The following is a 23,423-nucleotide window of genomic DNA, read 5'->3' as shown; positions in this document are numbered from 1 at the left end:
CACGCGGGGTGAGGTCCTCTCCTGAGTAGTTCGGAGAAACAGATCAAGTTCCAAGGTAGGGCGGGCCGCTCCGTCGGAGCCATCCATTTTCCGGCCCGGTATCTACCTCAACAGCCCATGCCCACCTGCGGGCTCCCCGATCGAACGGGGACCGGGAAGCACCGCACGATGGCTGCCGTCAGCCCTGGCGACGGTTCCATGGACCGGTGACGGCGTACGTGATGCCCGGGTTGTAGACGTTGAAAAACATGGTCCGGCCGTCGGCGGAGAATGTCGCGCCGGCCAGCTCGCCGTACGCCGGGTCCTCGGCCGTGCCGACGTTGACCCGGTTACGGGCGAAGACGAACACCTCGCCGTCGGCGGTCGTACCGAGGATGTGTTGGTCCCCGACTCCGTCCTCGCACATCATCAGGCCCCCGTACGGGGACATGCAGATGTTGTCCGGGGCGTCGAACTCGGGGTTCTCCGGTGCCGGGGTGGGGCGGGTGAAGATGGTTTCCAGGCGCAACGTGTTGGCTCGGGGGTCGTAGCGCCAGACCTGGCCGTCGTGGTCGCGGACCGAACCCAGCTCACGCCGGGCGAACGACGAGACGAAGTAGGCGCAGCCGTCCTTCTCGCCCCACCAGGCGCCCTCGATCTTGTACCCGCCGGTGATCGGCTTGCGGTAGTCCTGAGCCCGGACCGACTCCGTGGTCGCCAGCGGATCCGGCACGTCAAGCCACTCGATCCCGGAAAAGGACGTGCCCGCCTCGGTCACCACGGACAGGTCCGGCAGGTCCGGAACGTGCAGAGCCTGCAGCACCCCGCCCGCCCGCAGGCTCCCGTGACCGCGCAACGGCCGGTTGGGCAGGAAGCGGTAGAAGCTGCCCAGCGGCGCCACGAACGCGTCCTCGGTCTCGTAGACGATGCCGGTGCGCGGGTCGACCGCGACCGCCTCATGCTGGAACCGGCCCATCGCGGTCAGCGGTGTCGGATCGGTGTTGCGCGCATCGTCGTACGGGTCGACCTCGAAGATGAACCCGTGGTCCTTTGTGTATCCGTTCTTCCCCGCCTTGTCTTCGGTCTCCTCACAGGTCAGCCAGGTGCGCCACGGGGTTGGGCCGCCGGAACAGTTGATGGCCGTGCCACCCAGGCTGACATGCTCGGAGGCGGCGCGTCCTGATGCTTTGACGATGATGGTGCTGGTCCCTCCCCCGCCGGCCGGGTCGTACGTGCGTTCCGGCGGAGCCACGACCCGGATCGTCGCGGTCGGGGAGCACTCATGGTTGCGGACCAGACGGGTGCCGCGCGCCTTGTCGGCGAAGGCGCCCATACCGTCGAACCGGCTCGGCACGATGCCGCCGTCCGGGCGGACGGTGCCTTCGCGGGACAGCACCGTGTAGCGGAAGCCCACCGGCAGGTCGAGCATGCCGGCCGGGTCAGGCACGAGCGGACCGTACCCGACATCCGGACCGGACACCCCCAGCGCGGGTGCCGCGGTGAACAGGGCGTCGACCGAACCGGCCACGGCCACGGCGAGACCGGCTCCGGCTGAGCGGGACAGGAACTGGCGGCGAGACAAGGACACGGATGAACCTCCTAGACGTCGCGGCCCGCTACGACCCGGCCGACATCGACGCAAGCTGATCGATCCACTACGTCACATCCCGCCTCCCCCGTCAAGGTATCGACCGGTTTTGATCACCACGTCGATGGCGGTGCACTCACGGAGTCAGTCGCGGTACTGATCGGGTACCGGTAGCTCGAACCGACGGCACAGCGCCAGGACATCAGCGCGGTCATCCGCATCACCCGGGTAGGCGTCACGGAACTTGACCGCCCACGCGGCGGCGACGCAGTCCACGACCCGGTCTGCGATCGTGCCGCGGCCGGTCAGGGAACCGGCCGGATAAGCATGACCGGCTTCCGGCGGCCCGAGCACGCCGTTGCCGTCCGCGTCGAACACGATCACGTGCAGATCGACGACCGCTCCTGCCCGATGGCGCATCAGGAAGTTCCACGCCGTGGCGCCGTCCTCCCCAACCACGACGAACCCGTGACCCGACAGCGCCTCGACGAACGCGCCGAGATGACGGGCCTCGACCGCGACGTCGAGATCCCCGTGCTCTCGGGTCTGTCCGCCCAGCAGCGCGTCAACACCCCAACCCCCGTCGATCCACAGCCGCGCCCCCGCGCGCTCCGCCAGGCGCAGCACGCAGAGCACGTCATCCAGCGTGGTACACGCGCCGGGCGGGGTACTGGTAGGCACCGAGGAAGTATGCCGATCCGACGCCCGCCGGCTCGATCGGGTTTTGGTGACACCGTGTAGCGCGTTGTCTGCAGCACCTGAGCGCAGCGCCCAGCGGATGCTTCCCGATGTTGAGGGTGGCCAGGCCCGCATGGATGATCAAAGAGTGGATCAGCCTGCCGGGACTCCGAAGACGGACGCACTCGAAGATGCCCTCAAGGCGTTCCTTGATCCGGACACGGCCGGCCGGGGGTCGATTGGCTGGATCTTCGGGGATTCGAGTGAGGCGCCGGCGGGGATCGGTACCGTCGCCATGCTGATCGCGTCGCCGGCAACACCGCACGCACACAGATCGGTCCTCATTCAGTCGCTTGTCCACGCGGTCAGGACGGCGGAGGCTCACCCCGAACCTATCCACACGTATCTCGCGGCGCACCGCGGCTTCGTGTATCGACTGGTCGACCTTGTGGGCGTCATGATCTCCCCTCCTGATCAACGGCCTGCATCCAACCACGTGGCGCTGACAGCAGAGGAGCCGTCACAGAGCCCGCCGGTCATCCCGTCAGATCTTCTGTGACTGCTGTTCGGCGCGACTAGACGTCCCACCTCTCCGTAGGGCGCGGGTTGCCGCTACCGGCTGCCACACCCGATGGCAATCAGGCGCCCATCGCGCATCAGACGCGGACAAAACGTCCGCTGATCGGCAGTGCGGACGTTCACCGAAGGCGGCCCGGCAACGTGTGGGGGCGGCGGCAGGGCCGCGCTCGAATCGGAGCTGTCCAGCCCTGACCACGGTCTCAGTTGTCGTCCGCCGAGGTGAATGCTGCGGTGCACCACTCAGTCGGCAGCAGAACAGGTCGCCGCCGGGTCTCCCGCGGTCGCGGGGACTGTCGTAGTCGGTATCTAGGCTGACGCCGTGAGCATGAACGGCAACTGGCTGCGCGTTTCCCCGGACGAACTGGGACGCGCCAAGACCGACCTCGGCTGGGCCCACGAGATCGCCATGACGGCGCGCGACGACGAGTCCGAACGCTGGACCGCCACCGACAAGGCATGGAACGGTCTCGATTTCCTACTCGACCGCCTCGGCTTCGAGATTCCGCTGGTGCTGGGAGCAGAGAGCTTCGTGGAGCTGCCGGACGTCGACCCCGACAGCGACGAGATGTTCGACTTCCTGGAAAACCTCGAAGACGACTGGGGCTACGGGCCACCCTCCTACCTGACACCGGTCCAGGTAGCGGCCGCGGCGTCGCAACTGGCCACGCTCACCGAAGACGACCTCATCCGCGGCGTCGACCCGCAGGAGTTGAACCGGGCCGAGGTCTACCCCGGGACCTGGGAGAAACCGGGCGAGCTGGCTTGGGTAGCCCACTACCTGCCCGACGTCCGAAGCTTCTTCGCCGCAGCCGCCAAGGAGGGCGACGCAGTCATCTGCTGGCTCGACTGATCCGCACGGCTCAGCCACCGAAGCACTGCGGGAAAGGTGGGGGCGGCGTTCGCGGCTGCCCCCGGAGTACGCACTCATACCGCCGGTTCAGGAGCGCTACCTGCCCTAAAAAGTCAACCGCCGAGCGTGACGCCTTACTCACCGCGCACGGGAGGACAGCGGCATGACCGTGCGTTCGCCAGTGAAAGGATTGCGGTCATGGCAGCTGAAGCAACTCCGGGCCGTGAGGTTGTACTTGACACGGAGCGCCTGCTGCTCAGACCTTGGCGGGTAGCCGAGGCTGTCGTCCAGCGTGAGCTCTGGGCCGAACGTGATCCGCGAGTGCCGCCGCACCGCCGAATCGACGCGGATGGACACCCCACGCTCGAGGAGCTCGAGGATTCGATCCGCACCAACCAGCTGTGGTCGACCGGGTTGCTGGCGGTCGAGCGGAAGGCCGCTCACGACGTCATCGGCTACTGCGGGCTCGTCGACAGCGGGCGAGGATCGGACGGGGAACCGGAACTGGCGTTCGAGCTGCTACGCCGAGTCTGGCGCCAGGGCTACGCAACCGAGGCCGCGTTGGCGGTTCTGGACTGGGCGAGATCGTCCGGGTACGAACGTCTGTGGGCCACCGTCTGGGACTGGAACACCGCTTCTCGCCGTGTGTTGGCCAAGGTCGGGTTCACCGAGACCGAGAGGAAGGAAGTGGACCCGATCCACGGGACCACCCTGTTCACCACAAGACGGCTTTGACACACCCGATGCTTGACCTTGAGGGCGGCTCCGAGCACCGACGGCAGGCCTCAACAGTCCCCCGCCGAGTTCGTGCGGTGTCTGTCCGACAGGCCGGCGGCCTCCGTTGGCGGGATAATCGCCAGGAATGACCGCCCGCCTGGGCCTGCTCACGGTCGCGCTGAGCGGTTGGGCAGGGCGAGGTTGCGCGACTACTTCGCGAGGGTCCGGGTGCGCGTGCGCCCGTATTCGGCCAGGGCGTGGAACGCGGCCTTCGGCGTCCACGAGCCGTCCGGCAGTACCCGCACGATCCCGCGCGCGGCCAGGTCGTAGTCGTGCTCCGGGTCGCCGGTGGTCGGTAGGTGCCGGTTCGCGAACGTGTATACGAACGCCGCCTCCACCCCGCCGTTCTCGTAATCGTGCAGCAGGTCCACGAGGTAGCGGGCCTGGCCCTCCTCGTCACGCTCCAGCTGTGCGGTCAGCTTCGCGGCGCGGCCGCGCTCGTCGTAGGTCACCGGTTCAGCCGCGCCCGCGACGTCGGCCGCGCCGCGGAATGTGCAGCAACCGAACTCGGTCGCCGCGTACGGCTTGCCCTGTCCGACCGCGGCCGCCAGGGTTTGCGGGAACGCTGCGGCGTTGGTCGCGTCGCGGTAACCGGCATCGCTGGCGATGATGTCGAACAGCGCCCAGTCGACGTCCTCCAGCGGGATCGACGCGTAGCCGACGGGGCCGCCGAACCGCTTCCGCACCGCGGGCACCACCTCGGCGAGGAAGTCGCGTACCGCCGCGCGGGCGGCCGGGACAGCCTCCCGCATCCGCATCGGATCGGTGAACAGCGCCATGCGCTCTGCCAGGTCACGGCCGGGCAGGAAGCCGTCGGTAAACATCGAGATCTCGGAGCCCGTGAGGTACACGACCGAGGCGCCGCGGCGCCGCAGCCGCTCGGCCCGCTCGGCGCCGTCGAGCACGAACCTCATGAGCCCGTCGCGGTCCAGGCCGTTGGTGAATGGGCAGTACCACACCTCGAGCCCAGCCTCTGCGCCGAATCGCGCGGCCAGTTCCAGCCGGTCCTGGACACCGCCGGTGATGCGCACCGCGTCGCAGTGCAGCTCGTCACGGATAACGCGCAGGTCGCGCCGTACGGTCTCGGGGTCGAACGGTTCGTGGGTGGTGGACCCGGCGCTGACGAAGCCGGTGTCGTAGTTCATGCCGAACACGCGCATAGATGCCCCTCGCCATTAAGGTACGTCACGTACCCTATAGGGTACGTCGAGTACCCTGCAAGACATGAGCACGAGGCGCCGGGGCGAGGAGCTGGAACGGGCGATCCTGCACGCGGCGGCGGAGGAACTACGCGAGTCCGGCTACGCGGGGTTGACCATGGACCGGGTCGCCGCCCGCGCCGGGACCAACAAGAACGCCATCTACCGCCGGTGGCCGCATCGGGCGGCGTTGGGCATCGCGGCGTACCGCCACCTGTCCGACGCCGTGATGCCGAACCCCGATACGGGCACCCTGCGCGGCGACGCCCTGGAAATGCTCCGGCGGGCGAACGAGACGTGGTCCTCGCCGCACGGAGCGGTCCTACGCGCCCTGCTGGCGGCTGCGGCGGATGACCCGGCGCTGCTCGCCCTCATGCGCGAACGGTCGGGCGCGGACACCATGGACCGCGCCTGGCTGACCATGCTCGAACGCGCCGTAGCACGCGGCGAGGCGCCGCCGGCGGCCGCCCATCCGCGCGTCGCGACAACGCCGATGATGCTGCTGCGAGCCGAGTACGCGATGCGCGGCATCCCCTCGGTCCCCGACGAGGTACTGATCGAAATCGTCGATGAGGTCTTGCTGCCACTCGTACGCGGCCGTGCCTGAACCCCACACACCGAACGTGACCGCGCGCCACTCGACGTTCACGCAAACATGTTCCGCGCAATCCGGCCCTTGCCTCCGCTCGCCAGAACCACGATCAACTGCCCTGACATCGGCAGAGCCAAATGCTCGCGCCGGCGAGGCTCGCCACCGGCAGCGACAGGTACACCGGCTGCCCACGGGCTCGGTGCGGCATGAGCGCGCGGGCGGTGTGCCGGTTCAGGAGATGGGCCGTCGTGCCATCTCCGCCGACGTACGCGGCACGTTGAAGGGTGAGAATCTCTCCTACGTCCACGGACCGTACGGACGAGATCGAGACGTCGACCATCGGGCGAGGGTAGGAGCCGACGATTGCGCCCACAAACTGGATTCGATGTTTTACTCGTCGGGCAGCGGCACCCACCGATCACCGAGGGCTGCGTTCAGCGCCAGCAGCAGAAAGCTCATCAGGATCGTCGCGAGGATGCCGAGACCGAGACCGAGGAGCCCGCGGCCGCGCCGCTCCCGATCGCCGGGTATGGCGGGCGGCGCCGGTGGACGCGACCATGGGCGTTCCCGGAACAACCAGAAAAGCATGCCGAGCCCGTACGGCGCGATGGAGACCAGCCAGAACCAGAACCATCGAGTGCCGAGGGCCGGGACCGGGCCGGCGACGACCACGCCGAGGAAGACGGCGGCGAGAACCAGGCCGATCGCGGTGACGGCGACCCCGGAGGCATCGACCACGCCAGCTCTGCGCTCCAGGTCGCCGGTCCGCAGGTCCTGCCCGATACCGACGGCACCGGGCCCCGAGTAGCGCGCCGGGTCGACGGCGCCGGTGGTGGTGACCTGGCCGAATCGGTCGGTGTCGGTCCAGTACACCCGACCATCGGGCGTCCGCCAGGCGAACAGTGGACCGAGCGTGTTGGATGTCTGTAGCTCGGAGGCATCGAACCACGGCGAAGGACCGCCGCTGTCGCCCCAGCTGCCGCCCCACTGATATGCCGTCACGTGGCCAGCGGCCACGTCCGCTCTCGCCCGCTCGTAGCTCTGCTTCCGGGGTGCCGCCCACCAGCTGAGGACTGCGGTAAGCAGCCACAACAGGACCAGGGCGAGCCGCAACACGCCCCACCACCGCCATGTCGGCCCGGCCGGCGCAACGGACACAGCATGCATCCCGCCCTGCATGACCACATGGTTCCAGCACTGTCCAGCCCCGACAGCCGATGGCAGCCACAACGCGCGGCCGCTTCCACCAGGACCTGCGCTAGGAGCAGTTCGGCGGCTCGGGATCAGGGATCGGGTGCAGCGGATGGGGCGTCGTGCGCGTGACAGTGACGAGACCCGCCCGACACCGAGGACCGACATGACCGTAGGGCACCGACCGGGAGCACCCGGTGCACCACCGCCGCTGGAGTTCACCGGCTTCTACGAAGCGCACTTCCACCGCCTGGCGGTGCAGCTCTACGCGTACCTGGGAGACCACGCCGAGGCGCAGGACCTCACCCAGGAGGCGTTCTGCCGGGTGCTGGAGCGGTGGGACCGCATCAGCACGTACGACGACCCGGCCGCCTGGGTACGGCGGGTCGCCTGGAACCTGGCCACCAGCCGGCTGCGCCGGGTGCGCACCGCCGTCAGGCACCTCGCCCGGCAGAGGGAGGAGCACGTGCCCGGCCCGGGACCCGAACGGGTGGCACTCACCGCCGCGTTGGCCGCCCTGCCCGCGAACCAGCGCCAGGCCGTCGTCCTGTACCACCTGGCCCAGCTCAGCGTCGCCGAGATCGCCGACCAGCTGGACGCGCCCGCGGGCACGGTCCGGTCCTGGCTCAGCCGCGGCCGAGCGGGGCTGGCCAGCCACCTCACCGATCAACAGGAGGTTCACCGTGCGTGAGACCGACCTGGACGACGTGTTCGCCGAGTTCGAGCGACGGACCGCGCCAACCTTCCGTCCGCCCGGCCTCGCGGCAGCGGGACGCCGGGTCCGGGACCGCCGGGTCCGCCGCCGTGGCCTGCTGGCCGGCGTGGTCGCTCTGTTGCTGGCCGGCCCCGGTGGCGCGTACGCGCTGGCCGGGCGGGGCGTTGACGGCAACCGGCCGACCCCGACACCGAGCCCCACCGCGTCGCCGCCCGACGATCGGCCCGTGAAGCGGACGGTGACTGTGCCCGGGGTCCGCGGCGAACTTCGCCAGCTCACGTTCGTCGATGCTCGGCACGGCTGGGCCTTCTTCGACACCTGCGATCCCGAAGACGTCGGGTCGACCGACTGCCGACGTGACCTCGCGCGCACGACCGACGGCGGTGTCACGTGGCGGCGGATGGTGCTTCCGGCGGTGGCGAACGAGCCGACGACGACGTTGGGAAGCCTGTTCCTGCTGCCCGTGGACGACCAGCAGCTCACCGTCGCCATCGGCGACCGGTACCTGGTCACCACGGACGGCGGCGCCTCCTTCACCGAACACCCGATCGACGCCCCGCCGCGGGTGACCCGACTGGCCGTCGCGACCCGCAGTGGCTACCTGTTGCGCTGCCCGGACGACGACCGATTGTCGTCGCACATCCCGTGCGCCCGTCAGCGGCTCGTCCGGGTCGACGGGGCGGCAGTCCCGGCGCAACCGCCCGTCGACCTGGTGGCGAACGCCGACAAGTCGCTCGTCGAGGGTGGCGACAACCGGCTGTGGGTGGCGGTCCGCAACGGCGACCGGATGACCGTCGCGGTCAGCGACGACGGTGCGGTCACCTGGCGGAAACTGCCGACGGTGGCGGGCGCCGCGGGCCTGCTGGTTTCCCCCGACGGCACCGATGTCTGGCTGGTCAGTATGAATCCGGTAAGTGGGACCAGCTCGGCGAGCCCGAGACGGGTGTGGGCGTTGAGGGACGACCGCTGGCAGGAGCAGCCCGGCCTGCCCGACGACACCTTCGCGGCCGTTGCCGCGAACGACGGGGTGCTCGCGGTGACCGCCGTCTACGGCGGCGGCGGTTACTGGGTCGGCGGGCGGTACGTCGACGAGCCTGCCCTTGGTGGGACGCAGCGAGACGGTGGTGAGGCCTTCATTGTGAAGGTGCTCTCGGACGACACGATCGTCTTGAGCTACCCGACGGGTATCTTCCTCGGCACCGGTTCCGGCGTCGACCGCTCCTGGACCAGGCTCTCCTGAGCCGCCCTTAACACGCGGCCGGTCCACCACATTCGGGGGTGGTGGACCGGCACGCGGTCGCCTGGGCTCAGGCGCGGCGGCGGACGAGCCGGCCGGACAGCACGAAGTTCTGTCGGGGATCGGTAAACCGTCGGGCCCGGTGCGGTGTCTTGCTATCCGACGGGGGCTGGGAGGGCAGATGCGAGACTCGCGTGGCACGGAGTTCGACGATTTCGTCCGTGCACGTTCGGTGTCCCTCCTGCGGGTTGCCTATCTGCTGACGGGTGATCAGCACGCAGCGGAAGACCTGCTTCAGGAGGTGTTGGAGCAGTTGTACGTGCGCTGGCGTCACGTGCAGACCACGCCGGAGGGCTACGCCCGGCGCGCGTTGGTGAACCGGGCCGCCAACCGGTGGCGCCGGCGCTCCCGGCGGCCTGAGCAGGCGCTGCGTGACGTGGACCGCGTTGAACAGGACCACGCCGATGACGTTGCGCTCCGCGAGGCGGTCATTGCGGCGCTGCTGACGCTGCCGCCTCGGCAGCGTGCCGCCGTCGTCCTTCGTTACCTGGAGGATCTGTCCGTCGCCGACGTCGCCACCGCGCTCGCGTGTTCGGAAGGTGCGGTCAAGAGCCAGGCATCGCGAGGGCTGGCTCGCCTGCGGGAGGCGTTCTCCGGATCCGATCTCGTCATGTCCTTCGCCAACACTCCCGGGAGTTCGCGATGACGATGCAAGACAATGACGTGCGCGCCATCCTGCGACGCGCGACGGATCATCTGGCCGGCCCTCCAGGTTTCCTCGACGAGGTGCGCCGAGGCGGGCGGCGCCGGGTCGTGCGCCGCCGGGCCGTCCTGGCCACCGCTGTCGCGGTTCTCGTGGTCGCGCCTGTGGTGGGTGCGCTCGAATTCTCGGGCGCCAGGGATCGGGGGGAGGTCGCCTCGCCGCTGCTCGCCCAACCGACGCATGGAGACCTGGCTGGCGACACGGGGTATCTGCGACAGGTAGTCGAGACCTGGCGGCGCCACCTCGAAGAGAACGCGCTGGACGAAGGCCTGCGCGGCGAACCGCACGTGGTCTGGGCGGGCAGGACACCGGTCGGGCCCGCCGCCTACGTTGCCCAAGGCACCGCCGCCGATCGCGTCGTGAGTGAGCCTCAGGGCGACCGCATGGTCGCGGTGGCAGCGTTCGTCGAGCCCACCGCCGACGGGCCACGTGTCATGACCGGGGAGACGGTTACCGACGCCGGCACGCACGGCAACTCGCAGGCAGCGCTGCTGGGACCCGAGCGGAACGTGCTGCTCGTGCTGGACGCAGGAGCGCCGGTGGAATTCTCACCGGAATTGCGGTACACGGCCGACGGCAGGATCGACCGCACATTCGAGCCGGTCGCGTTCCGGGACGGCGCCGCCGTACTCCAGGTGCCACCGCAGCGCACCAAGATCACGGTCGCGCTCGCCAGGACACCCGTCAGCATGGCGAACCAGGTCCACATCACCAACGCCACGGACATTCTGCAACCGAACGGCGGGGACCTGCCGCCGCAACCGATCCTCAGCCACACGCTGCCCGGTGCGGAGGCGGTGTGGGGCGACAAGGACGTCCCTGAGGTGCCAGCGCTCGACGCCTACTACGACGCGGGCGGCGTCCACACCCACGACGGGTCCCCGCTCCTGTACATCCGAGGTGCCACCCCGGACGGCCGACGCCTGCTGCTCCAGACCATTCAGTACGACGACGACCCGCCCCGTGTGATCGTGATGCTCGCCCGGGGCGACGCCCCCTTCACGGTCGCGGCCGGCGGGTTCGCGGACAGGAAAGCGCCGCTGCCGGTGCGGCTGCGGCTGCCGGACCAGCAGGGGGTCCTGGTCGCCGCCGAGGGCGCGGCGCTCGACTATCGAATCGGCGCCGGGAAATGGCACGACGCCGGGCGAGACGCCGCTCTGCTCCCGGCCAACGCCACCGAGGTCCGCGTCACTCCCGCCACCGGCAACGCCACGACCATAACCACCGCCCCCTAACTGTGCCGGGCTTCCAACATGCAGATCGCAGCGGTCCGCCGGGCTGCCGGCGCGCCGGCAGCCCGGCGAGTCGGGTTAGCCTGCCGTCATGGCTAGGCCGTGTTTGACGCCAGATTCCGTCCTGCGACGGCGAGCGCCAGGGAAGCAGTCGTAATCGGCAAGGCGGAGGCGCTCGCTGCGGCCGCTGTCCGGGGACTTGGTGCCGACTACTGCGACCTGAAGTCGGTGTCGACCGACGTCGACAACATCAAGATCCGCCGGCGGAACGCTGAACACTTGAAACAGATGAGCGCGGTTACCGACGTTTGATGGCCTCACACCGGCCCGTCTCCACTTCCGCAGTTCAGCACTGACGTCGGCACGAGCGAGCGCCGACGGGCGAGGCCGCCGTCGCACTCCGCGACCGCTGCGCCTTGGCCAGCGGGCGCTCTGCGGCATGAGCGCCCATGGGGAACCCGTACGCGTGCCGGGTAAGCGGTTACGGCGTTCGCGATTGCTCGACCGGGCGGCTGCTGGCGTTGTATGAGTTCTTGGCTGCGACCACGGCTGCCTGGATGTGCTCGGGGTCAACGCCGTGCACGTTGAGCGGCGGGTGCACACGCCGGACAAGTTCAGCCTCGATAGTCGCCGGCTCCGCGTCCTCTGCCCAGGTCAAGCGCAGGTGCGCGTACATCCACGCGGTCAGCCGCGCCTCATCCGCAGAGACCAGGACAACACGATCGGTCCAGGTTGTCCGGTAACCCTCGGAAACAAGGAGCCCGGCCAATGTACGGCGCAGAGTCGAGCTGCCCGAACGCCTCAGATGGTTACGCAGGATCCGGCCACGCAGGCTGGTCGCCCGTCCGAGATACAGCAGCCGTAGCGACGGGTCGCTTTCATTCGGCGGCCCGGGGAGGTCGGGAAAGATCGAAGGACCAGCCCACCAGGCGTAGACACCGCTGCCACGGCTGAGCCGCTTGACGGCGACCTCAAGTCCGAGAGGCACGCGGGAGAGCAGCCGAAGGGCGTCTTCGACCCGGGCTCGGTCGGTCGGGACGTCGTCGGGTTGCGTTTCGGGAATGGTCATCGAGGCCATCCTAGATCTCGGGCGGTTCATGGGCGGGGCTGCAAAGGGCGGATTCTCGATGCGGATTCGACAGCGACGCGATCGGGCGTGGTGATAGATGAGCCCGGCGGGAGCGTCAGGTGCTCGTCTTGTTCCGGCCGTCGACCTCGGGCCGGTCGCTCATGTGCGGGTCGAGCACAATGATTGCCATGGTGCGGGGGCATGGTCACTCGCGGTGGGTGGCGTCTGGACCGATCGTAGGGACGGCTTTGGGTGCCCTCGACTCGGTGGTGAACCATGTTCCGGTCTGGCTTGGCGAAGTCGGCACCGCGCGCGCCGATCGTGGCGGCTGGTCGCAGGCCGCGGAGTTCACCAGCCTGGTTCTCGACGCTGGATGGGCGTGGGCCGCGACGGCTGTGCTATTGGGCTGGCTGGTGAGCCGGCACCCACGCCCCGCTACGGGGTTGCTGCGCGGGGCGGCAGGCGGCGGCCTCACGTTGGTGTTCGCCACCACCGCCTACTACGGCATGGACGTGCTCTTCGACGGCGGCGCATGGTGGGGCATGGCGACGCGGTACTGGCTTCTCGGCAGCGTGTTGCTCGGCCCTGCCCTCGGGGTTGCCGGCGCGTTAATCCGGCGGCCCGGTCCGGCCGGGACACTGGCCGCCCTACTGGCGCCTGCCGGCGCCGCACTGCAGATGATGGTACTGCCTCCGCCGTCAGACAGCCTGATGGCTCAGCCGGTGCGGCTGACCGTGTGGATCTCGGCGGCAGCAGCCACTGTGCTGATCACCCGCGCGAAGGTCCGTCGCGGGTCCCTGACGCCATCGATCAGGCTGCGCTGAGGCGAGCTTGGCCGGTTCGTTGGGACTGCGCGATGACACGGCCAAGCCGGTCGATCCGCCCAGACATAGGCCATTCAGTGTCCTCTCGTCGGAAGAGTCGGGCGGCAGCGGCTGCCGGGCGTGCGGGCGGCGGTAGAAGAGCGCGACCAACATCGTTTGTGGGTGAGGCGTTCCTGTCGTCCGGCGCGCCGATGGGTCCACCGTCAGCGTCACCACCGACATCCGGCAGCGTTCGCAGCGCAACGCGTAGTGGGTGGTGGACTCTACCTGGCCGACAAGCGTGCGCGGACGCTCGAGGCAACCACGGTCGTCAGCGAGCTGGTTGAGGCGCGCCCATGGTCAGGCCTCTGCGGCCAGGGCATCGGCCGCCTCCTGGATGAGTGCCGCGCTGAGTGGAGGTGACGGATCAGGCCGGGAAGACCTCCACGTGGGTCAGCCGCGCGTCGCCGTGCCGCCAGTCGGCGACCGCGATCGCCACGTAGCGCCCGGAGGTCCGGACGGCGATGTCGGATTCCGGGCGCGGACGCGCGACGGAGGCGACCTCGACGTAGTCGAGGCCGTCGGCGGAGACCGCCACGGTGACCGGCCGGCGCCGACCGGGGGTCCAGGTCAGGTGGAGCGAGGCGAGATCCTGGCGCGTTCCGAGGTCGATCACCATCCGGCCGGTCGGACCGGGCTCCCAGGAGGTACCCGGGTCGCCGTCGACGGCCGCCGACGGGTCGGTCATGCCGGCCGGCAGCGGCGACGTCGGGTAGGTCGTCCGGGACCGGGCGAGGTCGCTGGTCGGCGTCACCGGCGCACCGGCGAACTCGACGTCGCGGCTACGACCAGCGGGTACGGTCACCCGACGGGTGGCACCGCTGGCGGCGCACTCCACCTGTACCGACACGATGTCGCCGGCGGGTGCGGTGATCGTGAGGTGGTGGGAGTCGGTGACGTCGAACCGGGTGCCGGCGGGGACCGCCCTCGCGGGCGCTACCGGGGTCGCGGTGAACCGGGGTGGCTCGACGCGTGCGGTGGCGGCGGCGAGGTTGACCTGGTAGTCGGTGGTGTCGGATCCGGTGACCTGGCTCCCGCGGTACAGGCGCGGCGTCGTGGGCTGCGGGAGCGTGACGGTGGCCGTCGTGATGTCCTCGTCGGACAGGTTGAACACGCTGAGGTATCCGTCCGCGTCGCTGACCCGCAACGCCTCCGGCCCGCCGCTCGGCAGTGCACGGGACGCCGTCGCGGCCAGGGCCGAGTGGTTCGCGTCCGCGTACCCCTCGACGATCAGCCGGGTGCTGCCGGCGGCCGGTCCGCTGGAGAGGGTGACGGTGGTGCCGGTCACAGTGATCGGGTTTTGGCCGTTGTGGACCACCAGGCCGGCACGCCCGTCGACGTCCAGCCAGGAGCCGGCGATGGTCGGGCGGTCCGGCACCACTGCCGCGTCGCTCCAGGTGACGCCGTCGAGCGAGGTCTGGATGACGTACCGGGTGCCGTAGGCGGCCTCCCAGTCCAGGCGTACGCCGCTGATGTCCGTCGGCGCGCCGAGGTCGACGGCGAGCCAACTGTCCGGGCGGGCGCGCTCCTCGCGAGCCACCGCCCAGCGGGTTCCGGTGTTGCCGTCGGTGGCGTTTCGTGCGGGGTAGGCCGGGTCGGCCGACGAGGCGGTGGTGGGTCGGCCGGTGGCGAGGTCTACGCCGCGGGCGTCGAGCACGGCGAGCGCGAACAGCGAGTAGCCGTACTGGGTGGCGGAGGCCTGGCCGAGCATCCGCACCCACCGGGCTGACCGGGGCGGGAGGCTGACCTGGTCGCTCCCGCCGTCGCCGAGGCCCGATTGTCCGGCCAGGGTGACGGACCCCTGCTCGCCGGTGAAGGTGCGGGTGCCGGTGAGCCCGGGTACGCCGGGCATGTCCAGGTTGAACAGCGTGAGGACGCCCTCGTCTTCCGCGATGCCGGTGGTGGCGTACACGACCGTGCCGGTGGGGAGCGTGGCGTATCCGGCGGTGCCGCCGGCGACCCGCAGGACGGTGGCGGTGGCGTCGACACCGTCGCGCGCCACGGTGTACGCGGCGGAGGTGCGGCCGAGGACGGGCGCGGACTGCCTCGGCAGCAGCGACGCGGCCCGCGTGTCGAACAGCCAGTTGTCGTGGGCGGGGGCCCACAGGAACGACACGAAGCCGGTCTTGCTGACCGCCGCGGCGAAGGCGGTCGCGGTCTGCTGGGCGGTCAGGCCGGCCTGCTCCCCAAAGTCCCTCGTGCCGGCGGCCGCGGTGAAGAACGTGGTGCTGTCGACCGGCTGGACGACACCGCCGTTGGCGGCCCGCCAGGCGTGGAAGAGATAACTGATCGCTACCTCGGCCCGCGCCTCCGGCTCGTACTTCGGTTCGCCGCTGAACTTGGTAAGTCGGTCCTCGGGCGGGTAGTTCAGGTAGGGCATGAGCCGGTCGGCCAGGTCCGCCTCGGCCCGGGCCGCGTGCCGGTCACCCTGGACCTGCGCGAGGAAGGCCAGCGGCAGGACGTCGCGGCCGTACAGGTGGTAGCGGTCCGCGACCATCGGCATGAACGGTTCGCCGGCGTCGCTGGCCATCAGTCGCATGGTCCGCCACAGCTCAGCGCCGTTGGGTTGCCGGGTGAGCGCCTCGGGGAGTGGTTGGCCGGCGGTCAGGAAGTGCGCTGCGGTGCGGCCCGCCGTACGCCAGAGCTCTTCCTGGTAGTGCGGCCCGAAGGAGCCGTGGTTCTCGACCAGGAAGGAGTCGTGGATGTTGTGGGCGGTGTTCCACTGCGCGACCGTCCGCCCGTCGACGACGGCGTGGCTGGCGCGGTCGGCGGGGGGAAGTCCGGTCGCGTTGATCGTCCACGTGAGGAACCGCTCGCGCCACCCGGCGGCGCGGTCGTCGTCCGCCGCCCAGGCCAGGCCGGGCGCGATCGCCTGGGCGTAGACGCCCATCTCTTCGAGCTTGGTGTCACCGATCCAGCCACCGGTCAGGCCGTTCGGCGTCCAGTCGCCACTGAGCGGGTCGTCACCCGTGCCCAGGTCGGAGGCGTACGCGGCCTGTCCGCGGGCGATGCGGTCGATGTTGGTGCGGGTCGCCTCGTCCAGGTCGGCCCAGAGCAGCCGGGCGGCCAGGATGAAGTAGAGCTCGAAGGTGCTGTCCCAGAAGAGTCGCTGGCCCCACTCGGTGCCGCCGGCGAGGCGGTTGGTGGCCGCGTACCGTCGGATGGTGGCGACGGTGCGGCTGTGCAGGGTGTCCCGGTCGACGCCAGCGGCTGCCGCGTCGTATCCGGGCGCGGTGAGCAGGACCGCGTTGCCGAGGACGACTGCGAAGCGGAAGTCCGCGAGACGGTAGGCGTTGAGCGCCGGATCCCACTGCTGCTCCGACCATCGCGTGTGGGCGAGCAGCAGTGCGTGGTAGGTGGCGGCGACCGGGTCGGTGGCCGCGACCGGCGACGTGGGCGCGAGCGGCGCGGCCTGGGCGCTGCCGGCGGGCGAGGCGATGGCGAGGCCGCTGCCGATGGCACCTGCAAGGATGAGGAGCCGCCTGCGGCTCAACGCGAAATCGGACATGGGATGGCCTCGCTCCCCCGTTGACAACGTTGTCTCAGTCCGCACAGGCTCCGATGATCTTCTCCGGATGTCAAGGGGCGCGAACCCGTTACCGCTGCTCGACGCCACGGACACCCGGGCTTGGCGCGCGACGGCCGCCGAACGTAACAGTGATGGTTGCTTTTGCCACACGGGTCGGCGAGACTGCCGGGGTTGGCGGCCAACAGCAGGGTGACGATCGCGGCTCATGCCCTGGCCTGGATGGAACTGGCCAGGCGGCGCGGTCGTGAGGTGCTCACCTCCGAGGAGGTGGCCGCCAGCGTCAACACGAACGCGGTCATCGTCCGACGCAGCCTCGGTGACCTGCAGCGGGCCGGCCTGGTGCGGGCACGCCGCGGCAACGGCGCCGGCTACTCCCTCGCGCGGTCGGCGACGGAGATCACGTTGCTGGACGTCTGGCTGGCCGTCTCACCGGAGCCGCTGCTGGCCCTGCACCACGGCGAACCGAACCCGGAGTGCCCGGTCGGACGCGGAATGCTGGATGCTGATGTGCCGTGTCAGCGGCACGGTGGCGGGCGGCATCATGCCCTGCACGGCGAAGCGCATCGGGCCCCCTTGTCAGTCCGCGCTGGATTGCCCGTACGGTGCGGCCCCACTGGCGAGCCGCTGCAGCTCGCCGATGTCGGCGCCTCACGGACTGCTGGGAAGGGGCGTCAGTCCATGCAGCGGACTCGAACCGCAACGTGCATCCACTGGGCGCCGCCAGTGTCCCAGTCGATGACGGTCAACTCGGCGCGGTGATGATCCATAGAAACTGGATCGTCGCCCTCCCGGGCTAGACAGGTCGGATAGGTGCCATCCGAGCGAAACGTCCCCGCGGCGTCCTGCCAATTGTCGGTAAGCACGGAGTAGATCGTGTCCCCCTCGTTGGGTTTGCGGACGGCGCCGTCCGTCTCGAACGCGATCAGTCGCGTCTCCTCGTTCGACCACGTGACAGTCCCCGTCAACACCACTGCGGTCGCCGAATGCCGCTCACGCGACAACCCGATCCGATAGCCACCGAGCCCGGCGATCACCGTGGCGACGACTGCGAGCGCTACCGACACCCGCGCGCGCCGAATCTTGGCTACGGCGGCAATGCGTTCTTCTCCCATGATCGACATCAAAGCAGGGTATGGCGATCCCGGCCGAACGGGTCGACGCGCTGGCCGCTGGGCTCGCCAGTGGCCTGCGATCAGTCCGGGGCTTACACGTGCACACGCCAAGTCGCCGCAGGCGTGAGGCAGTCCGAACCGAGCCGCCAACGGGCCGTCACGGCGCGAAGTGCCGAGCGCGGCAAACCACCGATACGGTTCACCACTCAGTCGGCAGCAGAACAAGCAGCCGGGTCTCACGAGGTGGGTTGAGGGCTCGAGAATCCCTCGGCCCCCATCCTGCGGTGATGGGCGACGGAAGAGGAGACGCAGGTGAGTGAGTCCTCAGCGGGACAGTGGGCATGGGCCGAGGACCCAGGCCGGGTCATGTGGTGTGTGACCTTCACCCAGGGCCTGACCCCAGAGGATGCGCTCGCGCGATACGGTGCCGACCCACGAGCGGCGCGCCTTCTCGACTACCACCATGCCAGCTCGATGTACGGCGAAAGCCCGCAAGAGGAAGCGGTGCTGCGCGTCGGCAGCTTGCGGAGTTGGTCGTTCTGTCTCGAGGAGGAGAGCGTCACGGGCGCCTTGCCGGCCACATGTTCCGCCCTGTCGGAGGGCACTGAGACCCTCAGCATCCTGCGTGGCGGGGACGGCATGAACATCTTCGCCCATTGGCGTGACAAGCAATGCGTCGAGCGGTTTGACCCCGGCATGCCCTACACGAAACCCCAGCCGCCTCGCCCTTGGTGGGACTTGCTGCACGACCGACTCGCCGCGTTCCCTCCGCAGCGCTCACGGCTGGCTCCGGCCCTGGAGATCGTCGCCGCGTATATCGGTGCCCCGCTCGACTCCGGCACCGTCGACGGGCCGTTACTCACCGCGCGCATTTCTGCCCAGCGAACCCACTCGCCGTCCCACCCCCACACCACGAACCTTCGTCCGCCAGGACGCCGGCTCCCCAGTCCCAAACCGAACCCATCTGCGCCTGTGAGGGAAGGGCGAGCGCTCAACAGTCCTTACGCCCCGCCACAGGGAGCAAACCTGGGTGCGTTGGTGCTACGCCCCGACCACGTCGGCAGGCTGGATGGCGACGAGCGCGCTGCGGGCACCGTTCCAACTCGCCTTCGTCGAGGCGGCACGATCTTGACATCCTCTCCGCCCTAAAGGACGGAAATTCCCTCCACGCTGCGCGTGGAACACGCGGCGTCCGGGTGGGTTACCGCTTCTCTGCGCGCTGCCGGCACGGATGCCGGTCTTACGTGCGCTCCACGGTCGTTTGAGTTGTCCGCCTGTCCGGCGGCCAACACGTTAATGGCGGCGTTGACGTCCCGGTCGTGGGCTGCTCCACAGGGACAGTCCCACGACCGGACGTTGAGCGTCATCTTCCCGCTGATGCGGCCGCATGCCGAGCACATCCGGGTGGACGGGAAGAACCGCTCGAGAGGTGGAATGCATACCTCAGCAACCCCTTTCGAGATCCTGGGTGTCTGTCTGAGCCTTGCGGCTTTCGACCGGGCGACCCAACCCCGCGGGACTGTCGAAGGCTGGGTTCCGGCGGCCCCATCGCGCTGGCGTGGGCGAAACCGCGCCGTATAGGGCATGGCCGGCGGCCGCACGGGTAGCCCGCTGGGCATGGAGGCTTCACTGGCGCATCTGCACGGCGGGCCGCTCGACGGTGTGCAGCGCGAGCTGCCCGACGGGCCCGGCGACCTCGTGGATTTCACCCACGAGACGCGCGACGGCACCTGGTACGTGCAGTACCGCAAGGATCGCCCGGCCGGCGACGGCTGGCACTACCAGGCCACCGGCGGGATGGAAAAACAGGACGAGGAGTGACATCGGCGGCGCGGGCCTGATCCGGGGTTTCCGTCCCCGGCACGAGGGAAGCCAGCCGCATGGCCGAAACCTTCGCGGATCAGGACCTCAAGACCCTGCGGTCGATTGCGCGCGCTGCGGGGATGCCGGACACGGACGGGATGCCGCACGACGAGCTGGTCGAGATGTTGCGGCGGGCCGGACTGGCCGAGCCGGACGGTGGGCCGGCCGACACCAACGTGGCCGAGCAGGGCGGTGCGTCGGGCAGGTACGGCGGCGAGGGCGTCGGACGCCGGGAGTCGGCCGGCGGGTCGGGCGCGCAGACGGCCGCCGCCGTCGACCAGCCGACGCAGGACCCGGCCCGGTTGTCCGGCCTGCCCCGCAGCAGTCTGGACCTGGGTGACGAGAGCACCGGCGGTCGGGCCGCCGAGGAGGCGATCGGTGCCCGGCGGGGCGAGTCGGTGATCGACGACCGCGCCCAGGATGCGCGGGGCGTGCAGGGTGAAGACCAGGACCCGGCCGGGCTGTCGGGCCTGCCGCACAGCAGTCTGGACCTGGGTGACGAGAGCACCGGCGGTCGGGCCGCCGAGGAGGCGATCGGCGCCCGGCCCGGCGAGTCCGACACCGAGATCGACGACCGCACGCAGCGCTGACACCGCCGGGGGTGGCGGGGCGTTGTATGACGCCGTCGCCCTGCGGGTGCCTGGACATCGATCGGTTGCGTACCTGCGTCGCGGCGGTGCCGTTGCCGCGCACGGCTGATGGACGTGGCCTTTTGGCCGCCGCGATCACCTGCTGGTTGCGGCCGTTCGCGAACACTTCGCCGCAGCAGATCCTGTGTCACACCTGCGGTCGCGGCAAGGATCAGACGATCATGATCTCGGGCTGGCGCCTGTTTGGTGGTCGTGGCCCTGGATTCGGGCCGAAGTTCATGGACCGTGCCGTTGAACGCGGTGCGGCTGGCGCCGGGTGACCACGCAGCCACGGTCACCTGGGCAGCTGCGAGACATCGTGGGACGGCTGATCAGGGCCGGGCAGTGGTGGGCCGGTGACTGGGGGTCCTGGTCGTGGCCGACGCCTGCTAGGACGCGCCCAGACTGGCGTGCCTCCTGCCTGGCCACCGCCTATCGCACGTAGATCGCACGCCGCTGGTGCGGATTCGATCTGGAGATGGTCCCCGGGCACGTACGGGCGCTAACGTGCCGCATGCCGGCATGGTTCCAGTCCCGCAGCCGACGCCAGCAGGTCATGCCTGAACCGAAGCCCACTCGTGTGGGCGTAGGCCGGGAACCGTGGCTCATCGCGTCGCGGCGAGCGGGCTCTCCGACTGCCGAACCGGGGGACGAAAGCCGGAGCTGGCCCGACCCACGGCCGACAGGGTCCGTGCCCCTCGGTGCCAACCCAGGTTCACAAAGACCACCGCTCGCCGCCTACCCGAACATGCACATAGTTCACTGGGTTAGCCGGAGGTTGAGTGGAGCTAGTGCCCGTGATCTCATCGGGGCGCCAACTCAGGAGTGACATGCCCCGACGAATGACCTACCGCCAAATCGCGGACGACATCGCCGCCCGCATCGCCACCGGCGAGTACCCACCCGCGTCCAAGATTCCTTCCTATAGCCAGTTGTCACAGCTCTACAGCGTCTCCATCGCAACCGTGCAGCGTGCGCTTCTGGTGCTGCACGCCAAAAGCGTCGTATATGGAGAGCCTGGTCGAGGCGTCTACGTCAAGGGGCATGACGACTCGTGAAGTTAGGCGAAACAGGAGGCGTGGACGTTACGCCGACTGCGTGGAGCTGAACCCGTCGGATCCTCGTGGGAGCGCACCAAGTCCAGTAGTACCAGCGTTCGACGATGAAGTCGTGCAGGTAGGGAGGTTATGCGAATCGCATTCATGTTGCGCCATTTGCACGAACGGGCACCCGGCTTGTCCGGGCGCTTAAGACGCCGCTAAGCCCGGCGTCATCGGGGCACGTTCCTCACCCGCGCGCTGAGAGCCCCTCTTCGGCCGCTGCCTTGCGAACTGGCGGGCCGCCAGGACTTCGCCCCCAGCGGCATCAGCCCAGGATCGACACTCGACGCGTCCGCGACTGAACCCTTTGCGGTCGCCGAGATGCACGCCGCCCCCTTCGAGGCGGTTAGCGCCGCCTTTCACCGGGTCGCGGACGAGATCTTCGCCGACCGCCTCGACCTGGTTCGCCTGCGTCAGTCCATCATCGACGGCAGCCGGAACTGCAGGAGCGCGCGCTGCGCGAGACGGGCTCGCTGGCGGCGGCGGTCGCCGCCGCCCTGCATGCCAAGGGCGCCGGCGAGACCACGCCACCCCGGCAGATGAACGTCTAGCTGATCTTGGCGGAGGACATCTCCCGATGATGCCTGCAGCTCGATCTCGATCCGCCGTGCAGGTGAACGCCTCAATGGGGGTGATCGCGAACTCGACGTTGAAGTCGTGGCTTGTTTAAGGGCCGAGCAGGTAGAAGGGCTTCGGTGCGGCGAGGCGTGGGACCGCCATGGACCCGGAAGGCGCATCACTCCCAGATCTGGTCTCGACTCTCTCGCGCTTCTTCGGCGTTCGTTGACAGCACCGCGCCGGGGTCGACAAGACGCAGGCCGACGCCGCGCACCGCCTGGATCCGCAGCGGGCAGTCCAATTCGTCGAGCTTGCGGCGGAGTCGCTTCACCACCGACCACACGTCGCCCCGGCCGCCGAGGTGGTCGTTGCCCCAGACCGCGCGGTGCAGCGACTCGAAGGTGCAGATGCGGCCGAGTTGGGCCAGCAGAAGGTACCGAAGCAGGTCGTGCTCGAGGGGCGACAGGGGTACGGTGCGCCCGGAACAGGTTGCCACCCGCCTGTCCGAGTCGACCTCCGGGACGACATCAGCCGTTCCCATGAGGGCGTGCGGGCGCGGCTCGACGACGCGTGGATGGACTGACGGGGCTTCGGCGGGCGGGGCGCTGTCGACAAGTAGCGACCGGAGCTCCTCCGGCGACGAGACCAGCAGCACCGGAGCATGGTCGGTCACCAGCGACGCCAGGCGTACTCTCTCCGCCGTCGAGGAGGCGATCGCGATGATCAAGGCTGCGCCGTCGGCTCGCGGTGGAGGTTCCATCCGGACATCGCCGATGGACTCTTCTCTCGGAGCGAGAGTCATCTTTCTCCTTACCTGCGGCCTCCTGCGTTCCGCCTGCGTCGCCGATCCGATATGGAACAGGAGCAGACGCTGGTAGGACCGGAACGACCCCCAAAGCCCTCTGGGCGCCGCGCGGACCACGTTGGTTACCCGAAAGGACACTATGAACTATGTGAACGGACTATCAAGTACAGCGCGTGGGCAAATTGTCACTAACAGTCGACAGGGTTGACAATTATCGTCAGGAACGTGGCGAAGTTAGGCAGAAATTTCCCGTCGGTTCCGGGTGAGGTGTAGGGGCTCATGATGCTGGTGTGGCGTCGACCAGCAGCGACACGGCAGCCCGCCGGAACAGTAACCTCGCCGATCTGATCAGGCGACTCGCCGACGAGGAACCCCTCCTGGCGCGACACCGTCGGGTTCTAAGAGGCCGATACCCGTGACCCAGCCGGATTCGGTGATGCCCATGGCGTGACAGAATCCATCCTGAGTCGGTCGGAAGCAGCGACGTGAAAGCCACGAGATGGTCGTCTGCCGTC

The 23,423-nt window shown here is 69.3% G+C and carries 24 protein-coding genes and 2 pseudogenes; 16 read left to right on the top strand and 10 right to left on the bottom strand.

The window, feature by feature from the left end; all coding sequences use genetic code 11:
- Positions 1-178: 178 nt before the first annotated feature.
- Both ABZS42_RS04395 and ABZS42_RS04390 read right to left on the bottom strand, forming a co-directional pair.
- Positions 179-1,567 (bottom strand): alkaline phosphatase PhoX, encoded by a 1,389-nt coding sequence (locus tag ABZS42_RS04395; protein ID WP_355142485.1) that lies wholly within the window; start codon positions 1,565-1,567, stop codon positions 179-181.
- A 144-nt stretch (positions 1,568-1,711) separates the two neighbouring features.
- The gene (locus ABZS42_RS04390; RefSeq protein WP_355142483.1) at positions 1,712-2,203 is read right to left on the bottom strand and encodes an aminoglycoside nucleotidyltransferase; all 492 of its coding nucleotides are present in this window, start codon (positions 2,201-2,203) and stop codon (positions 1,712-1,714) included.
- Between the two features lie 190 nt (positions 2,204-2,393).
- On the opposite strand from ABZS42_RS04390, the gene ABZS42_RS04385 reads away from it, so the two are divergent.
- The 3 genes from ABZS42_RS04385 (at position 2,394) to ABZS42_RS04375 (ending at position 4,409) form a co-directional block, all read left to right on the top strand.
- Positions 2,394-2,804, top strand: a complete 411-nt coding sequence (locus tag ABZS42_RS04385) for a hypothetical protein (protein ID WP_355142481.1) — start codon at positions 2,394-2,396, stop codon at positions 2,802-2,804.
- Positions 2,805-3,149: 345 nt separating this feature from the next.
- The gene (locus ABZS42_RS04380; protein ID WP_355142684.1) at positions 3,150-3,674 is read left to right on the top strand and encodes a YfbM family protein; all 525 of its coding nucleotides are present in this window, start codon (positions 3,150-3,152) and stop codon (positions 3,672-3,674) included.
- Between the two features lie 198 nt (positions 3,675-3,872).
- Positions 3,873-4,409, top strand: a complete 537-nt coding sequence (locus ABZS42_RS04375) for a GNAT family N-acetyltransferase (protein WP_355142479.1) — start codon at positions 3,873-3,875, stop codon at positions 4,407-4,409.
- 191 nt (positions 4,410-4,600) lie between these two features.
- On the opposite strand, the gene ABZS42_RS04370 is transcribed toward ABZS42_RS04375, so the two are convergent.
- The gene (locus tag ABZS42_RS04370; RefSeq protein WP_355142477.1) at positions 4,601-5,611 is read right to left on the bottom strand and encodes a hypothetical protein; all 1,011 of its coding nucleotides are present in this window, start codon (positions 5,609-5,611) and stop codon (positions 4,601-4,603) included.
- Between the two features lie 64 nt (positions 5,612-5,675).
- On the opposite strand from ABZS42_RS04370, the gene ABZS42_RS04365 reads away from it, so the two are divergent.
- Entirely contained in the window at positions 5,676-6,257 is a 582-nt protein-coding gene (locus ABZS42_RS04365; protein WP_355142475.1) for a TetR/AcrR family transcriptional regulator, read from the top strand.
- A 94-nt stretch (positions 6,258-6,351) separates the two neighbouring features.
- Here the strand turns inward: ABZS42_RS04365 and ABZS42_RS04360 are convergent, their stop codons facing one another.
- Both ABZS42_RS04360 and ABZS42_RS04355 read right to left on the bottom strand, forming a co-directional pair.
- Positions 6,352-6,582 (bottom strand): hypothetical protein, encoded by a 231-nt coding sequence (locus ABZS42_RS04360; RefSeq protein WP_355142473.1) that lies wholly within the window; start codon positions 6,580-6,582, stop codon positions 6,352-6,354.
- Between the two features lie 50 nt (positions 6,583-6,632).
- Positions 6,633-7,358, bottom strand: a complete 726-nt coding sequence (locus tag ABZS42_RS04355) for a hypothetical protein (protein WP_355142471.1) — start codon at positions 7,356-7,358, stop codon at positions 6,633-6,635.
- 241 nt (positions 7,359-7,599) lie between these two features.
- Between ABZS42_RS04355 and ABZS42_RS04350 the strand changes: the two genes are divergently transcribed.
- The 5 genes from ABZS42_RS04350 to ABZS42_RS04330 all read left to right on the top strand — a co-directional run bounded on the left by ABZS42_RS04350 (position 7,600) and on the right by ABZS42_RS04330 (position 11,692).
- Positions 7,600-8,124, top strand: a complete 525-nt coding sequence (locus tag ABZS42_RS04350) for a SigE family RNA polymerase sigma factor (protein ID WP_355142469.1) — start codon at positions 7,600-7,602, stop codon at positions 8,122-8,124.
- Positions 8,117-9,388, top strand: a complete 1,272-nt coding sequence (locus ABZS42_RS04345; RefSeq protein WP_355142467.1) for a sialidase family protein — start codon at positions 8,117-8,119, stop codon at positions 9,386-9,388. The genes ABZS42_RS04350 and ABZS42_RS04345 overlap by 8 nt, the downstream gene beginning before the upstream one ends.
- A 178-nt stretch (positions 9,389-9,566) precedes the next feature.
- Positions 9,567-10,091 carry a SigE family RNA polymerase sigma factor gene (locus tag ABZS42_RS04340; RefSeq protein ID WP_355142465.1) on the top strand — a complete coding sequence of 175 codons (525 nt, stop codon included), beginning with the start codon at positions 9,567-9,569 and terminating at the stop codon, positions 10,089-10,091.
- Positions 10,088-11,383 carry a hypothetical protein gene (locus tag ABZS42_RS04335; RefSeq protein ID WP_355142463.1) on the top strand — a complete coding sequence of 432 codons (1,296 nt, stop codon included), beginning with the start codon at positions 10,088-10,090 and terminating at the stop codon, positions 11,381-11,383. The genes ABZS42_RS04340 and ABZS42_RS04335 overlap by 4 nt, the downstream gene beginning before the upstream one ends.
- Before the next feature lie 99 nt (positions 11,384-11,482).
- The gene (locus ABZS42_RS04330) at positions 11,483-11,692 is read left to right on the top strand and encodes a hypothetical protein (protein WP_355142461.1); all 210 of its coding nucleotides are present in this window, start codon (positions 11,483-11,485) and stop codon (positions 11,690-11,692) included.
- Between the two features lie 169 nt (positions 11,693-11,861).
- Here ABZS42_RS04330 and ABZS42_RS04325 read toward each other — a convergent pair whose 3' ends face one another.
- Positions 11,862-12,449, bottom strand: a complete 588-nt coding sequence (locus ABZS42_RS04325; protein WP_355142459.1) for a GIY-YIG nuclease family protein — start codon at positions 12,447-12,449, stop codon at positions 11,862-11,864.
- Positions 12,450-12,697: 248 nt separating this feature from the next.
- On the opposite strand from ABZS42_RS04325, the gene ABZS42_RS04320 reads away from it, so the two are divergent.
- Entirely contained in the window at positions 12,698-13,273 is a 576-nt protein-coding gene (locus ABZS42_RS04320) for a hypothetical protein (RefSeq protein WP_355142457.1), read from the top strand.
- Between the two features lie 406 nt (positions 13,274-13,679).
- Here the strand turns inward: ABZS42_RS04320 and ABZS42_RS04315 are convergent, their stop codons facing one another.
- Entirely contained in the window at positions 13,680-16,820 is a 3,141-nt protein-coding gene (locus tag ABZS42_RS04315; protein WP_355142455.1) for a discoidin domain-containing protein, read from the bottom strand.
- A gap of 240 nt (positions 16,821-17,060) precedes the next feature.
- Between ABZS42_RS04315 and ABZS42_RS04310 the strand changes: the two genes are divergently transcribed.
- Entirely contained in the window at positions 17,061-17,600 is a 540-nt protein-coding gene (locus ABZS42_RS04310) for an Rrf2 family transcriptional regulator (RefSeq protein ID WP_355142453.1), read from the top strand.
- On the opposite strand, the gene ABZS42_RS04305 is transcribed toward ABZS42_RS04310, so the two are convergent.
- Positions 17,513-17,962 (bottom strand): hypothetical protein, encoded by a 450-nt coding sequence (locus tag ABZS42_RS04305; protein ID WP_355142451.1) that lies wholly within the window; start codon positions 17,960-17,962, stop codon positions 17,513-17,515. The genes ABZS42_RS04310 and ABZS42_RS04305 overlap by 88 nt on opposite strands.
- A 357-nt stretch (positions 17,963-18,319) precedes the next feature.
- Between ABZS42_RS04305 and ABZS42_RS04300 the strand changes: the two genes are divergently transcribed.
- Positions 18,320-19,102: a DUF6461 domain-containing protein gene (locus ABZS42_RS04300; protein WP_355142683.1), complete on the top strand. Its 783-nt coding sequence runs from the start codon at positions 18,320-18,322 to the stop codon at positions 19,100-19,102.
- Here ABZS42_RS04300 and ABZS42_RS04295 read toward each other — a convergent pair.
- Positions 19,099-19,320: a zinc ribbon domain-containing protein gene (locus ABZS42_RS04295; RefSeq protein ID WP_355142449.1), complete on the bottom strand. Its 222-nt coding sequence runs from the start codon at positions 19,318-19,320 to the stop codon at positions 19,099-19,101. The two genes, ABZS42_RS04300 and ABZS42_RS04295, sit on opposite strands and share 4 nt — an antisense overlap.
- Positions 19,321-19,570: 250 nt before the next feature.
- Here ABZS42_RS04295 and ABZS42_RS04290 point away from each other — a divergent pair, with 250 nt between their 5' ends.
- From ABZS42_RS04290 to ABZS42_RS04275, 4 genes and pseudogenes are all read left to right on the top strand, one after another.
- The gene (locus tag ABZS42_RS04290; protein ID WP_355142447.1) at positions 19,571-19,774 is read left to right on the top strand and encodes a hypothetical protein; all 204 of its coding nucleotides are present in this window, start codon (positions 19,571-19,573) and stop codon (positions 19,772-19,774) included.
- A gap of 59 nt (positions 19,775-19,833) precedes the next feature.
- Positions 19,834-20,154 (top strand): annotated as a pseudogene (locus ABZS42_RS04285) (hypothetical protein); the annotation flags it as partial.
- A gap of 262 nt (positions 20,155-20,416) precedes the next feature.
- Positions 20,417-20,835 (top strand): annotated as a pseudogene (locus ABZS42_RS04280) (transposase); the annotation flags it as partial.
- A gap of 440 nt (positions 20,836-21,275) precedes the next feature.
- Positions 21,276-21,503 (top strand): winged helix-turn-helix domain-containing protein, encoded by a 228-nt coding sequence (locus ABZS42_RS04275; RefSeq protein WP_355142445.1) that lies wholly within the window; start codon positions 21,276-21,278, stop codon positions 21,501-21,503.
- A 778-nt stretch (positions 21,504-22,281) separates the two neighbouring features.
- Here the strand turns inward: ABZS42_RS04275 and ABZS42_RS04270 are convergent.
- Positions 22,282-22,905: a winged helix-turn-helix domain-containing protein gene (locus tag ABZS42_RS04270; protein WP_355142443.1), complete on the bottom strand. Its 624-nt coding sequence runs from the start codon at positions 22,903-22,905 to the stop codon at positions 22,282-22,284.
- Positions 22,906-23,423: the final 518 nt, after the last annotated feature.

This window comes from Micromonospora sp. NPDC005367, assembly GCF_040606825.1.
Taxonomy (GTDB): domain Bacteria; phylum Actinomycetota; class Actinomycetes; order Mycobacteriales; family Micromonosporaceae; genus Micromonospora.
The sequence above is the reverse complement of the archived record's forward strand: the minus strand, read 5'-3'. Positions and strand labels throughout refer to the sequence as shown.